This is a genomic window from Kordia sp. E (genome assembly GCF_056033805.1).
Genome location: NZ_JBRASR010000004.1, coordinates 178,449 through 192,494 on the forward strand (window position 1 = coordinate 178,449; position 14,046 = coordinate 192,494).

Consider the following 14,046-nt stretch of genomic DNA (forward strand, 5'->3'; position numbering starts at 1 on the left):
AAATGGCAAGAATATACGGAACTATAGAATCATTAAAATCCTTAAAATCTGAGTTAGAGGACAAAGGAATTACCAGATTTAGTTCTGTGAGGGAGATTAATGATTTTTTGGCAAATTATAATTCAGAGAAACTCGCAATTCTGAATGATACATCAGATACTTTAGAAAAAGAATACTCCGAAACTTGCAATATCCTTGAGCAAAGAATTCAGAAAAAAGCTGAAATAATCAAATTAGAGACTAAAAAAATAGAGCATCGAATTTCTGATTTACAGACAAAAATTGATTCAATTCATACTAATGGTAACTTTTTAAAAAAGATACTTTCAAGGGTTAGACTGTATTCTCTAAAAAAGCAATCTAAGCATTTTGTAAAAAACAAAACTCAACTTATAGGTTCATCTGTAATAGGAATCACTAAAAAGATAGAAAACGATGAACTTTTTATAAAGAAATATAAAACTGACAAACAGTATCTTATTGAACAAAAAGCAAAATCTAAAATTGAAAAATTAGCGTATACGCGTAGGGTCGTAGAAAACTCAAGAAACCTAATTTCAGGAGCAATAGGAGAAAATTTAGTTGTTAAAGAGATAAAGAAACTTTCAGATGATTATGTTTTAATCAATGATTTTAATTTGAGGTTTTCTCATTCTATTTTTTACAAAAAACAGAATCAAACAATTAGTTCCGTACAAATTGACCATCTCTTAATTTCAAAAGCAGGAATTTTTATAATTGAAACAAAAAATTGGAGTAAATCATCTGTCGATTCTCTTAGCTTACGATCGCCAATTGAACAAATTGAACGGGCCAATTTTGCTCTTTACATATACATTTCGAATAATATCACCTTAAATGATCATCATTGGGGAGAACAACAAATTCCTATACGCAATCTAATCGTGATGATTCATCATAAACCAGCAGCTAAATTTAAGTATGTTACTATAAAACTACTAAAGGAATTGAATGCTTACTTAAATTATTTTGAACCTGTTTTAACCGACAAGCAACTAAATAGAATTGTAAACAGATTGATTTAATTTAAAGTTCTAGAATAACGATTCCTCCTTTTTTTGCTATCTTAGTCTCTCCACAAAAACGCTAGCAAAAACATAAAAAATGACCAAAACCACCACCAAACTCCAACAATTATTAACTAAGGGCTTAGATTATTTTGAGCAAGCTTCTGAGGTAGAAGTAAGTCGAAAAGCGTCAATTGAAAAATGGTCAAAAAAAGAAATTCTAGGGCATTTAATTGATTCTGGAATTAACAATCTTCAACGATTTACAGAAGTTCAGTTTGAAAACAAACCGTATCGAATCAGAAATTATAATCAAAATGAATTAGTGCAGGCGAATGACTATCAAAATGCGGAAACAAAAGAAATTGTTGAATTTTGGAATGCACTCAATCATCGAATTTTAAATATAATGAAGCTACAAACAGAAGAAACGCTAAACTATAAGATTGAATTGGATAAGGATAACAGTACTGATTTGCGATTTTTAATGACAGATTATGTTGAACATATAGAACATCATCTAAAACAAATATTGAAATAAAACTGTAGTCAACAATATATAACTACAATTACGGGCATAACCAATTAAAACCAGCTTTAGTGTAACAATTCACTTTTACAGTAATCTTTCATTTACTAAGTAAGAATTAGATATGAAAAGAATAACTATAGTATGTGTTTTTTTATTGGTTTTCCTCAATAGCGAATATACATTTTCTCAAACAAACAATATTGAATTAAAAAGTGCAATCGATTACTTTCATCAAAGAAACGAAGCACTAAAATTAGTTAAGAATGAAAAATGGCAAGAGTCTATCCCAATTTTAGAAAACTTAACAGCTCTTTATCAAAATGATGCTGATTTGTTTTATTTACTTGGACTTTCCTATTATCAAGTAAACCACTATAAAGATGCAATTATAGCATTAAAAAAAACTTTGAATTTAGGCGGAACCATCTTACGAGAAATCCCAACAGGTTCAGCTCCTTCAAATGATATTATGATAAAGATTGCTAAAGCATATGCTAAAGATGGAGACAAGACTAATTCATTACTATGGTTAGAAAAAGGATTTACTTCACGTTATGATGAAAAGCCATTTGTGAAAAATAGTTCAGCTTTTAAAAACTTTAGTAAAGAAAATGATTTTGCAAAGCTTTTTGGAAATAACAATACTGAAAATATAACTCGTGAAGAAGCTTGGACTAAAGATATTGAATATTTAGAAAAGCGAATTAATGAGTTGCATTATAGCCCAAATCATGCTATTAGCAAAACAAATCTGACAAATGAATTTTTAAAAATAAAAACAAATTTAACCGCGCTGTCTGACAATCAAATAGTAGTTAAAATAATGAAAGTCATTGGTCGTTTAGGTAATGGACACAATCTAATTATTCCTACTTCTCCCAACAAAGGAGCATTAAAAAAGTTACCAATACAACTTTATCAATTTGAAGATGGAATTTTTATAATTGATGCCAATGAAGGGTTTGAGAAATGGATTGGTTACAAAGTAGAATCAATTGGGAACACTCCAATTAATGAAGCGCTACAGAAGACCAATGCTGTAAATGCTAGAGATAATAGTATGCAAACACTGTGGCTTGGACCTTATTATTTGGGAATGCCTGACGTACTTGCGGGTTTAGACATTATTCAAAACACAAATCAAGTAATACTTACTATACGTGATTCAAATGGAAAATCTCAAAGAGTAACGCTAAATTCTATTGAATGGAATTTTAGAGGTTTTCCAAAAATGTCAAAACTTAAAGGCGATAAACAACCTTTGTTTTTATCAAATATTAATGATCCCTATTGGTATAAATTGTTTCCGTTAAACAATACGATCTATATTCAATTCAATGCGGTAACTCAGAAAAAAACACAATCTTTAAAAGAATTTAATATTGAACTGCGTACTAAAATCACTCAAAACAATATTGAAAATTTAATCTTGGATTTAAGACATAATCACGGTGGAAATGGCTCTATATTACCTCCTATGCTAAAAACTATAATCAATTTTGAAGTAATGAATCCCAATGGGAAAGTTTTTGTGTTAATTGGCCGTGAAACCTTTTCTGCTGGGCAAAATTTATTGACTGATATTACAAAATACACAAACCCAATTCTAGTCGGTGAACCAAGTGGTTCAAAACCTAATCACATTGGTGAAGCGGGATGGTTTAAGTTGCCATATTCAGAATTAATGGGACTAATTTCTACCCAATTTCATCAAACTTCAAAAGCAGAAGATACTCGTAAATGGATTGCTCCACATATTCCTGTAAGTTCATCATCATCAGATTACTTTGATGGAACAGATAAAGCTATGGATGTAATAATGGAAATAATCAGGTTGGATTAAAAGATAAATAAGTTAGGCACAATAACCTATATATTTAATTGCTTAGTTCTAACCTACTTCTAAAAACTCCTGCAGATTTTCTATTCGGTTTGTATTTGCTACATTAGTTATTTGAAACGCGTAACGGAATTATATACAAATATCGTTATCGATAATAAAATTAAATATGTGGTTTAAAGACTTAGTTGGATTTGAAGAAGTTTCCCCAGAAAATGTTAGGGACAATATTTCTATTGAAGGGACAAGCTTACTCTCAAAAATCAATGGAAAGTCCTTTCAATTTGGAACACTTGAAATTCCTTCTTTAAAAGAACTGAAAGAACGATCTTCAATGGAGGTTTATAAAGACAGGATAAGTATTAAGGAAGTTGTAGGCGATGTTCAAGAAATACACTGTGACCAAAAAAATAAAGATGCTTTATTTCAAGCTGCGTCTCAATTCAATTTATTAGAAATGGTTGGGCCGCATGTTACACCTGAAAGAGGTGTTGATATATACGAACGAGATTACACCCAAGGTCCTGCATGTGCAATAGCTTGTGGAGCAGGAACCATCTATAGGAATTACTTTGTCCCTCTCAATAATCAAATAGGTCAGTCCTCAACAAATCAAATCGATTGCCTAGAATTGATTGGAAAAGAATTGAATAATGAAGCATTGCTATTGTGGAAAATGAACAATGGTTATGCCTTAGCCAATCAAGAAGGTCTTTTAAATATAAGTTCCCAAATCAATAACCTAAGTCATGAGCAAAGAGAGCAATTAAAGGAGAAGCTTACAATTGGGATACAATGGAATTCTGAGGTAACTATTCGTAATTCAAAACACTTGGTTTCACAAGCATATTGTTCTGCTTTGCCAGTAGCTTACTCACATGTGAAATCAATTTATTGGGAAAGTTTTGCTCGATTAATTCTTGAAGCAACTTATGAAGCAACGTTACATGCTGCATTAATTAATTTAGAAAAAACTGATAGCAATAAAGTTTTCTTAACACTTGTTGGAGGTGGAGCATTTGGAAACGAAATTGATTGGATTATAGAATCTCTTGAAACAGCTATTTTAAAATTCAGAAATACTCCATTAGAAATCGGAATTATAAGTTATGGTGCTTCAAATCAAAATGTTGTTGAATTAATAAGGAGAATAAATTAAAACCAAGTGAATAAATGTTCTGGAAAAGAAAGAAAAATAAACCAACAGAATTTAAATGCTCTAAATGCGGAAAAGTACATTCGGAATGGCCAGCTTTAGCTTATAAATCACCTGCGAATTACGATTTCCTTTCTGATAAGGAAAAAACTGAACTTGGAAAATTGAATTCAGACTTTTGTGAAATTCATTATGAAGACCAAATTGACCGCTTTATAAGAGTAACACTTACTCAAAAAATAAAAAATGCTTGTGAAACGCTGGAATATGGACTTTGGGTTTCATTAAGCGAAAAAAACTATTTAGATTATAAAGAAAATTACAATAATCCGAATTACGAAACAGGATATTTTGGTTGGTTGTGTAGCAATATTCCTGAATATGAAGATACATCTTCAATTCCTTGCGATGTAATGACAAAAAACGGAAATGATAGACCTGAAATTTTTCCTCACGAAGATTTTGAACATCCATTTGTTAGCGATTATTATAACGGGATTTTAAAAACAGAAGCTGAAAATAGAATAAACGAAATGATGAAAAACGCTGAATAACACCTTATAAAATTAATCCTTAGTACTAACCAACTTCTAAAAATTCTTGCGTATTTTCTATTCGGTTTGTATTTGCTACATTAGTTATTTGAAACGCGTAACGAAATCATAGTTCATTATTAAAGTAAAATGTTTAAACTATTTAAGAAAAAAAAGAAAATTGGATGTCCCGTTTGCCATGAAAAAAACTTAATTGGGTTCGGAGCTGACTATTTAGAATCTAAATTTGATTCGAGAATTTCGGAATCTGAAAAAATTGGTAGCATTCAGACATTTCATTGTACAATTTGTAAATCTAAGTTCTACAAGGAGGGGAAAATATTCCAAAGGTTTGCAGATGGGCAAATTGAGACACTTAAAGAGTTTTCCAAAAAGGAATTGATACTTAACAACAAGCTAAAATCTGAATTAGAGTTAATTGGACTAACTTCTGATTGGAATATGAATTTGCATGCTCCAGCTAAAGTGACGTTAAAGAATGGAGAAGGGCTTGATTTCGTAACAGTTAAAATCTCTTCACAACCACCAATTGGTTATTATGTTGATCATTTTTCCAAGATTATTTTTATAGATGAGATCGAAGAAGTTCGACCAAGCAAATACGGAATTTCAAAAGAAATAAGAGAGAAAGCAAAAAATGCTGAAGAGATGAGAATGGGGTTTTATCCAGTAACTCTAAAAACAAGTGATGGGAAAAAAATTGTAATCAACGGACAAGTTTTGTTTTTCAAAAATGGTGAGATAAATGGTTCAGATTTGAGGCTTGATAGTGAGCTTTGGAATCATAGAAAGAAATATATGTATGAAGACAAAATTGACAATCAAATTTTGGTAGTAGCAAAAAAATAAAACCAGTTTACAACAAGTTGTTTAAAACGTTAGTAACAATTTATCTAAAAAAATGATGATTAAAAGATTAGAGTTTTCCATTGACATCAAGGCAGAGAAAACTACCATTTGGAAAGCGCTTTGGGATGAGAGCTCTTATCGTGATTGGGCTGCTGTATTTTTTGAAGGCTCGTATTATGTGGCGGATAGTTTGAAGCAAGGTAGTAGAATTATGTTCCTTGCTCCTGACCTAAGTGGTATCTATAGTAACATCGAAATACATATTCCAAACAAAATTATTCAGTTTAAACATATTGGAACTGTCGCAAAAGGAAAAGAACAAGCTATTGACAATGAAACAAAAAAGTGGTCTGGAACTACTGAAAGGTATACGCTTACTGAAGGTTCGGGTTCAATTACACTTGCCATTGAAATTGATGTCCTTGATGAACATATAGAGTTTATGTCTACAAAACTTCCAGAAGCACTTGAAAGGGTCAAGAAAAACTGTATGTAACATGTGTAATGTGATCTATACATACAACTGAATATCTCATATCGAAATACCTATGCAAAGTTTATCGAAGCATTGCGAAAAATCTCGTTGCATAACTATAATCTTTGTTTTATATTTATAGGAAATAACGGGAAGCTCAGATAAAATGTGTTTCTGTTACTCCTTAAAATTGGTATAAAAACAGGAATTCCTGTTATACTTACGTTAGGTGCAATTAATAAATAAAATCAATATTTAGAGTTTTAATACAACTTTATGTTACAAATCATCGATTTAAATTCCTCAAAAGTAAAGCTAAGTCATATATCACATGATTTAAGAATTGTGAAATGATCTATTGACATGTTTCATGTTGAAAATCCAATTTTTTTTAAAACACAAATAATTAAATAATGGAAAATACACCAAAAAAAGGTTTTAAAGGATTAATTGAAAATTGGCAAAGTGATTTAATCGCAGCGATAAGTGTCGCACTCATTGCTTTACCACTTTCATTAGGTATAGCCTTAGCAGCAGGAGCACCTGCAATGGCAGGTATCTTTTCAGCAATTGTTGGAGGTGTGGTTACTACGCTGTATCGAGGAGGACATATATCAGTTAACGGACCTGCCAAAGGAGTTATTGGTGTCATCCTTTTAGGTATAGTTTTAATGGACGATGGTTCAGGGCAAGCCTTTAATTATGTATTAGCAGCAGTAGTTGTTTCTGGTGCACTTCAAATGTTATTAGGAGTATTGAAATTAGGGCGATTAGCAGATATTTTCCATAGTTCGGTGATTCACGGTATTTTGGCAGCCATTGGTATTATCATATTTGCAAAACAGATCCATGTTGCCATGGGCACACATTCTGATAGCCCTAGTATTGTACAAAACCTTATCGATGCGGTTGTATACTTACCGCAAGCCAATCCTTTTGTGTTGATTATTGCGGTGTCAGGATTACTTTTACTACTGTTTCATTCCAAAATTAGTAACCGTATTTTCCATTTGTTGCCAACACCTATGTGGGTTATAGCCCTTTCAATTCCATTTGTCTATGCCTTTAATTTCTTTGACGAACAAACGCTGTCATTCTTTGGAAAAACATATGAGGTAGGTCCTCAACTATTATTGGATATTCCTGATACAATTACAGATTCCATTATGCATCCCAATTTTGGAAAAATACATACCATTGAATTCTGGACAACCGTATTTTCCATTTTGATAATTTCAAGTATTGAATCCTTAGCCATTGCAAAAGCAGTAGACAAAATTGATCCTTATAAACGAAAGACAGATTTGAATAAGGATTTAACAGGTATTGGATTGAGTACAGTAGTTGCTGGTATGATTGGAGGTTTGCCAATCATTGCGGTAATTATTAGAAGTACCGTTAATATCCATAATGGAGCGAAAACAAAATGGTCTAACATGTATCAAGGACTTTTGTTACTCATTTTTATTGTAGTATTGAGCCCTGTAATGAGACAGGTACCGTTATGTGCTTTTGCCATTTTACTTGTTTATACAGGATTTAAATTGGCATCACCATCAGTTTTTAAACAAATGTATAATCAAGGAACAGAGCAACTCATATTCTTTATTGCAACGATGATTTTGACACTCTATACAAATTTATTGATTGGATTACTTGGTGGATTATTATTGGCTCTGGTGACTCACATGCTATTGGCAAAGCTTTCCATTCCTCAATTTTTTAAAATGGTTTATAAGTCACGTACAAAATTAGTAAAGCTACCTGATGACAGTTTTGTTTTAAAAATTAGAGGGATTGCTAATTTTTTAGGGATTTTAAAAGTCGATAAACTTGTAGCTCAAATTCCTTCTGGAGCTGATGTAAACATTGATTTATCAAAAACAAGATTGGTAGGCATTACCTATATGGACTATCTGGTGGAATACTTAAAAACACAAAGAGCTTCTGGCGGTGAAGTCTTTATTACTGGATTGGACTCACATGTTTCATCATCAACATATAATAGAGCTTTAAAAATTTGTTTGACTAGCAATAGCTCTAAATTATCGCAACGACAAAAGCGATTGCGAAATTTAGCAACTGAAAAAGATTATCAATACACGAGTCAAGTTGATTGGAATACGACGTATCTAAAGAAGTTCCACTTTTTTGAAATTAGACCTATTGAACGCAAATACAATTGTCTCAAAGGAACATTTAATGACTTAGATGTATCTTGGGAAGTTTCAGACGTAACCTTCAATGAAGGTCAGGCCTTTACAGCTGAAACATTTAATACTACGCTAATGATCTTAAAGTTGAATAAGAAGATTCCTATTTTCACCATGGAAAAAGAAGCCGTGTTAGAAAAAATATTTGACCGCATGATGGCGTTTACAGGCTATAAAGATATTGATTTTGATATGTATCCAGATTTTTCTAATAAATTCCTTCTTATGGGGAATAATGAATCTGAAATTCGATCTTTTTTCACAGATGAAATCATTCGCTTTTTCGAAAATCACCAGATTTATCATATAGAAAGTAATGGCGAAGCATTAATCATTTTTAATAAAATTAAATTGGCTAGAACAGATGAAACCATCGCATTTATAGAGTATGGTAAAGAATTAGCTACACTATTAGATTTAATAGATTAGTACATAGCTATGGATTAGAAAATAAAAAACAGCACTTAACAATGACTATAAGTAATTGCTAGCTCTAGCCTACTTACGAAAATCCTTGCGAAATTATTTAGTTTACACATATTGGAACTATCGTAAAAGGAAAGGAACAACCTATTGACGATGAAACGCGAAAGTGGTCAGCAACTACTGAAAGTTATGCTCTTAGTGATGGCACAGATACAATTACACTTACTGTTGAAATTGATGTTCTTGATGAACACCTAGAATTCATGTCTACAAAACTTCCAGAAGCACTTGAAAGGATCAAGAAAAACTGTATATAATAGCAACTTTATACTATAAAAATTACTAAGAATGATGGCTTTTATAAGTGGCTGTACTGAATTTATCGAAGCACTTGTGCTGAGCTTATTGAAGTATTACGGAAAACCGCATTGCATAGTTATAATCTTTGTTTTACATTTATAGAAAATAATAGAAAGCTTGTATAAAATGTGTTCCTGTTATTCCTTAAAATTGGTATAAAAACAGGAATTCCTGTTATACTTACGTTGGATGTCATTTGAGAAAACCTCACCTAAATTTAAAAGAACAAGAATTAAAAAAAGATGGTCATAAGACAATATTAGCGTAATGACCAAATCATACCTTTGAATTAAAACTAAAATTAAAAGACAAAGTGTGTAAAGAATTAGAACAATATATAAAAAGTCACGGAGAAATAGGCGAGAAAGAACTACAACAAATAATTAAAACTTTTAAGCCTATTAAAACAACCCGAAATGAAATGTTATGCAATATTGGTCAAGTATGCAAGCATTTCTATTTTATTAAAAAGGGATGTTTAAAGCTCTATCAGATTGATAACAAAGGTAATGAAGTTACAGGATACTTTGCGTTAGAAGATTCTATTATATCTGCAAATACTAGCTTTATCCTTCAAAAACCGTCAAGAGATTGTCTAGTTTCTTTAGAACCTTCAGAACTGTTAACTATTTACCGAGACGATTTTTTTAAATTAGTTGATACTATACCTCAATTTGCTAATGTTTATCATCAATTTATAGAATTTGCCTTTATTCATTCACAAATGCGAATTTATAGTTTTTTGGGTATGGAAGGAATTGATAAACTCAGATGGGTTATGGAACACGAACCTAAACTACTTTCTCGTATTTCTAGTAAAGCGGTTGCATCATATCTTGGTATGACTAATTCAACCCTAAGCAAACTTCGCTCAAAATTAAATAAAACGTTGTCATAAGACAACTTTTCATTTTTAAGTACTACCCATCTTTGTACTATTGTTTGGCAATTCAGCTAAATAGTTTAAAATATAGAATCATGAGTAAATTAAAAAAAGTATTCGTGTATACAGAGTTACAAATGTCAGTACCATTTGAAGAAGTACCTTGGAAAAGAATCAATGATGGAATCAAAAAACAAGAGGGCTTTGTTAGAAAAACGTGGTTGTCTGGTGTAGGAACTCAAACCGTTGGAGGTTTATATGAGTTCAACTCTTTAGAAAGTGCGCAAAAATTTGCCTGGAACTATTTTCCAAATGAGCCAAGAGAATTTGGGGTAAGCTTTCAAACCAAAATATTTGATGGAGAAATAGTTGAAGAGGCAAGTAGAGATATGAAATCACCGCATTACGATTATTAATTATAATCATTTTAACAACAAGAGTCTTATTATCAAAGTAAGATTCTTGTTGTAATTAATAAAAAAGAAAGAAATGAAACATATACTATTCATAGTAACAAGTACAAAGAAAACAGGAACAGGACAACATACTTCGGGCTTCGAATTTTCTGAAATAGCTGACCCATATTTCGAATTTATTAAAAAAAAAATTACGATAGATTTTGCAAGTATCGTTGGTGGTATTCCACCGCATGTTGGTTACAATTCAACTGAGAAAATAAGTAAGAAGTTTATTGAGAGCAACGGTTATAAAAGACTTAACTTTAGTCATAAGTTAAGTGATATTGATATAACCGCTTATGATGCGATTTTCTTCCCAGGTGGATTGGGTTTAATGACAGATATGGTAGATAATCCACTAGTAAAAGAAATCATTAAAAACACTTATGAAAATGGAAAGATTATTGGTGCTGTTTGTCATGGACCAACGGCTTTACTTAATGTAATATTATCTGACGGGAGCAACTTATTAGAAGGCAAAAAAGTCAATTCCTTTACAAAAGCTGAGGAAGAAAAAGCTAAACATACGCTTGGAGATGTAATTCCATTTATGCTTGACGAAGAATTGATAAAACAAGGAGCAATATTTTCTCATGCCAAACCTTTCGAATCTTATGTTATATCGGATGGAAATATCGTTACAGGACAGAACCCTGCATCTGCATCAAATGTTGCACTTAAAATGATAGATTTACTAACGTAGTAAATGTTTGAACAAAAAATGCCATACAACAAAGTATAAAAATAATAGCGGTTTCAGTACTTACTTGAAATCGCTTTTTTATATTTACAATTAGTCCTAAGCTTAAAATTTAGTGTATTAAAATCCGCTACTATTCTTATACAAACCGTTCCAAATAATTTATGAGACATATATTAGAAAATAAAATTAGCCTAATAAAAAAGCTAGATAAAACTAACAAATATAACTTTTCAAAAAAAGCACCTTTGGATGACATCCTTATTTTTGAAAAAAAAATACAAATTAAAATTGCCTGAAGATTTTAAATATTTTGTAACTAATCTCACGAATGGAATAACGGACAATGAATTTAATGATGTGATTTTTGATGAAATAAATTTCATAAATTATTTTGCTGCAGTCAACAACGTGTATAGTCAATTGCTTGGTCTGTGTGACTCGGAAAATCTTAGCGAAATTTCCTTTGGTTCGTTTTCTTTTACTAATTTAGACCCAGCAACACACAAACACGTTGTATACCATAGTTCAAAAAACATTGCCCATTTATGAAAAATTTATTTATTGTATTCTTCTTATTATTTATCTATGCAGAATGTTCAAGTCAAACTAAAGCAGAAGCGCTTGAATCTTTGGGTAAAAAAATAGATATACATAAACTTTATGATAGCAAAAAAAATTACAACTATTTGCTTGAGGAGGTTGACGTTAACCATAATAAAACGATAAAATTCATACAATTCTGTACAGCTTTTAAACTTTGTTCAACAGCATATTATTTGACCGCAAAAGAATATTCAAAAATAGTAGTAAAGCTAAAAGCAGAAAGTAAATATATTCAAATATTTTTCCCCGATAATTCTATCGAAACTAAAAAGATTAACATAAAAACTGAAGAACATTTTAATGGGGAAACTGTATCTAGTATAACAATTTTTCTAGAAAAAGATACGCCACAGTCTGAAGTAGATAAAATAAAAAAGGGGTTTATTGATTTATTAAAAATGTACGGTATTAAAAAAAAGAACACTTTTGACAAAAAAGGAAACCATTAATAACCTCTATAAAACTCTTGGATAAATCTAACTTAGGTGGAATAAGAGGAATTTGCTAATTGAATTGTTAATCAAGCGTGTCTCTACATTTCATACACTAAATCTACAACTGAATATAATAAGTTGCATGAAACCCAAAGAAGAAATTTCCATCATTGAAATTGAAATTCTTAAAGGTTTGTACTATAAATGTATCTTCTGAGAAAATAGGATTGTTTGTCATTTTGAACTGTAATAACAATTTACTTACTTCCCAATTTGCGCCTAATACAAACGCACCAAAGGTTTCTCTTGATTTTAATTCATTGGCGACATAGTAATACTCAGAAACTAAAGAAACATGATTCCCCAATTTATAGCGCGTTCCAAAACCAAGTGCAAAATGGTTATGGTCATCTAACGCTGAACGTGAAGAAGTTCTGTGAATAAACGTTGGTGCAAGTTGAAATGAAAAATCTCTTGTAAATTTTCGTGCAATTAATGCCTGTGTAGTAAACGCAAATTTATCTCCCGTACTTCCACGCGATTCTATATTATTAAGAAAACGCGTTCTGTACGTTGCCGTTTGTAATAAGGTGACACTTATTGGGTTTTTATTATCGTCCGTTTGTCGAAACAATCGATATTTTAGATATGTGTCAATAATTCCATTTGGATTTCCAGAACCGAATCCAACAGTCAAACGATCAGAAATACCATAATCTAATCCAATACGAGAGCACATTCTATCAGCAATAAAAGAGCGTCCGTCAGAATTTGGCACATTCCAATAACGTGTCATTAACGAAACTTCCAATGAATTCTTTTTACGTGTTTCCACAGAATGGCTAATGGATAATCGTGTACCTTTAAACGTAGCCATTGTATAATTGTCAAAATCTTGTTGCTCATTATTTAACTTATCCAAAAGGTTTTGAGCGGATATAGATGACGATATACTTATGAAAAGTATAAATATGATACATTTACTTTTCATAGGGCGCATAATTAAAGTTAAACGATACTTCTATTTTTTTTGAAATGTTAGGCGATAATAACGGCGGAACATTAATGTTATAATCATCAATCATCACCTCTAATGATCCTTCAATAGTAAAACCATCATTAGTTTTAGTAATCTTAGCCTTCATTTCAACAGGTTTTGTTACATCTTTCAATGTAAATTCTCCTTTTATGATTTTTGTTTGTGGGTTTTGATCTGTGACATCAAAATCTAAAATTTCTCCATCAAAAGTAGCTTTTGGATATAAATCAGATTCTATATAGCTTTCATTAAAATGCTCGTGCATTAACGACTTTTTAAATACAAAAGCTCGCATCAAAATACTCACCGCAATTTCCTTTGTTTCTGGATTAAAAAGGCTTAAAACCTGATTATTTGTGGCTTGAATATTTTCCACAGAAGTATATGAGAAAAAAGTAACTTGTCCTTGGCGCTCAATATATTCATTAGTTTGAGCGTTAAAACTAAAGAAGATTATAAAAGTAAATAATAGTAAAAATTTATTCATACACTT

The 14,046-nt window shown here is 31.2% G+C and carries 14 protein-coding genes; 12 read left to right on the plus strand and 2 right to left on the minus strand.

Annotated elements, in window-relative coordinates; all coding sequences use genetic code 11:
• Positions 1-2 precede the first annotated feature (2 nt).
• The 12 genes from ACUUYC_RS20255 to ACUUYC_RS20310 all read left to right on the plus strand — a co-directional run bounded on the left by ACUUYC_RS20255 (position 3) and on the right by ACUUYC_RS20310 (position 12,529).
• Positions 3-1,046, plus strand: coding sequence for a nuclease-related domain-containing protein (locus tag ACUUYC_RS20255; RefSeq protein WP_474268809.1), 1,044 nt, complete (start codon positions 3-5; stop codon positions 1,044-1,046).
• Positions 1,047-1,125: 79 nt separating this feature from the next.
• Entirely contained in the window at positions 1,126-1,569 is a 444-nt protein-coding gene (locus ACUUYC_RS20260; protein WP_474268810.1) for a DinB family protein, read from the plus strand.
• A gap of 112 nt (positions 1,570-1,681) precedes the next feature.
• A complete protein-coding gene (locus ACUUYC_RS20265) occupies positions 1,682-3,403 on the plus strand; it encodes a S41 family peptidase (RefSeq protein WP_474268812.1) in 1,722 nt (573 codons plus the stop codon).
• A gap of 166 nt (positions 3,404-3,569) precedes the next feature.
• Positions 3,570-4,559, plus strand: a complete 990-nt coding sequence (locus tag ACUUYC_RS20270; protein ID WP_474268814.1) for a hypothetical protein — start codon at positions 3,570-3,572, stop codon at positions 4,557-4,559.
• A 14-nt stretch (positions 4,560-4,573) separates the two neighbouring features.
• Entirely contained in the window at positions 4,574-5,110 is a 537-nt protein-coding gene (locus tag ACUUYC_RS20275) for a DUF2199 domain-containing protein (protein WP_474268816.1), read from the plus strand.
• Positions 5,111-5,239: 129 nt separating this feature from the next.
• Positions 5,240-5,959, plus strand: coding sequence for a hypothetical protein (locus ACUUYC_RS20280; RefSeq protein WP_474268817.1), 720 nt, complete (start codon positions 5,240-5,242; stop codon positions 5,957-5,959).
• A 52-nt stretch (positions 5,960-6,011) separates the two neighbouring features.
• Positions 6,012-6,455, plus strand: coding sequence for a hypothetical protein (locus ACUUYC_RS20285; protein WP_474268820.1), 444 nt, complete (start codon positions 6,012-6,014; stop codon positions 6,453-6,455).
• Positions 6,456-6,847: 392 nt separating this feature from the next.
• Positions 6,848-9,076 (plus strand): SulP family inorganic anion transporter, encoded by a 2,229-nt coding sequence (locus tag ACUUYC_RS20290; protein ID WP_474268823.1) that lies wholly within the window; start codon positions 6,848-6,850, stop codon positions 9,074-9,076.
• 670 nt (positions 9,077-9,746) lie between these two features.
• Positions 9,747-10,331, plus strand: coding sequence for a Crp/Fnr family transcriptional regulator (locus tag ACUUYC_RS20295; protein ID WP_474268824.1), 585 nt, complete (start codon positions 9,747-9,749; stop codon positions 10,329-10,331).
• Between the two features lie 80 nt (positions 10,332-10,411).
• Positions 10,412-10,732 (plus strand): hypothetical protein, encoded by a 321-nt coding sequence (locus ACUUYC_RS20300; RefSeq protein ID WP_474268825.1) that lies wholly within the window; start codon positions 10,412-10,414, stop codon positions 10,730-10,732.
• A gap of 73 nt (positions 10,733-10,805) precedes the next feature.
• Positions 10,806-11,477, plus strand: a complete 672-nt coding sequence (locus ACUUYC_RS20305; protein WP_474268827.1) for a type 1 glutamine amidotransferase domain-containing protein — start codon at positions 10,806-10,808, stop codon at positions 11,475-11,477.
• A 545-nt stretch (positions 11,478-12,022) separates the two neighbouring features.
• On the plus strand, positions 12,023-12,529 hold the full coding sequence (locus ACUUYC_RS20310) for a hypothetical protein (RefSeq protein WP_474268829.1): 507 nt from the start codon (positions 12,023-12,025) through the stop codon (positions 12,527-12,529).
• A gap of 103 nt (positions 12,530-12,632) precedes the next feature.
• On the opposite strand, the gene ACUUYC_RS20315 is transcribed toward ACUUYC_RS20310, so the two are convergent.
• Entirely contained in the window at positions 12,633-13,436 is an 804-nt protein-coding gene (locus ACUUYC_RS20315; RefSeq protein WP_474268831.1) for a DUF5777 family beta-barrel protein, read from the minus strand.
• Positions 13,437-13,494: 58 nt separating this feature from the next.
• Positions 13,495-14,040, minus strand: coding sequence for a YceI family protein (locus ACUUYC_RS20320; RefSeq protein ID WP_474268833.1), 546 nt, complete (start codon positions 14,038-14,040; stop codon positions 13,495-13,497).
• Positions 14,041-14,046 lie beyond the last annotated feature (6 nt).

Coding starts and splice junctions, on each gene's coding strand:
- ACUUYC_RS20300 (WP_474268825.1), top strand. CDS start 10,412: ATGAGTAAATTAAAAAAAGTATTCGTGTATACAGAGTTACAAATGTCA.
- ACUUYC_RS20260 (WP_474268810.1), top strand. CDS start 1,126: ATGACCAAAACCACCACCAAACTCCAACAATTATTAACTAAGGGCTTA.
- ACUUYC_RS20290 (WP_474268823.1), top strand. CDS start 6,848: ATGGAAAATACACCAAAAAAAGGTTTTAAAGGATTAATTGAAAATTGG.
- ACUUYC_RS20270 (WP_474268814.1), top strand. CDS start 3,570: ATGTGGTTTAAAGACTTAGTTGGATTTGAAGAAGTTTCCCCAGAAAAT.
- ACUUYC_RS20320 (WP_474268833.1), bottom strand. CDS start 14,040: ATGAATAAATTTTTACTATTATTTACTTTTATAATCTTCTTTAGTTTT.
- ACUUYC_RS20265 (WP_474268812.1), top strand. CDS start 1,682: ATGAAAAGAATAACTATAGTATGTGTTTTTTTATTGGTTTTCCTCAAT.
- ACUUYC_RS20305 (WP_474268827.1), top strand. CDS start 10,806: ATGAAACATATACTATTCATAGTAACAAGTACAAAGAAAACAGGAACA.
- ACUUYC_RS20285 (WP_474268820.1), top strand. CDS start 6,012: ATGATGATTAAAAGATTAGAGTTTTCCATTGACATCAAGGCAGAGAAA.
- ACUUYC_RS20280 (WP_474268817.1), top strand. CDS start 5,240: ATGTTTAAACTATTTAAGAAAAAAAAGAAAATTGGATGTCCCGTTTGC.
- ACUUYC_RS20275 (WP_474268816.1), top strand. CDS start 4,574: ATGTTCTGGAAAAGAAAGAAAAATAAACCAACAGAATTTAAATGCTCT.
- ACUUYC_RS20255 (WP_474268809.1), top strand. CDS start 3: ATGGCAAGAATATACGGAACTATAGAATCATTAAAATCCTTAAAATCT.
- ACUUYC_RS20310 (WP_474268829.1), top strand. CDS start 12,023: ATGAAAAATTTATTTATTGTATTCTTCTTATTATTTATCTATGCAGAA.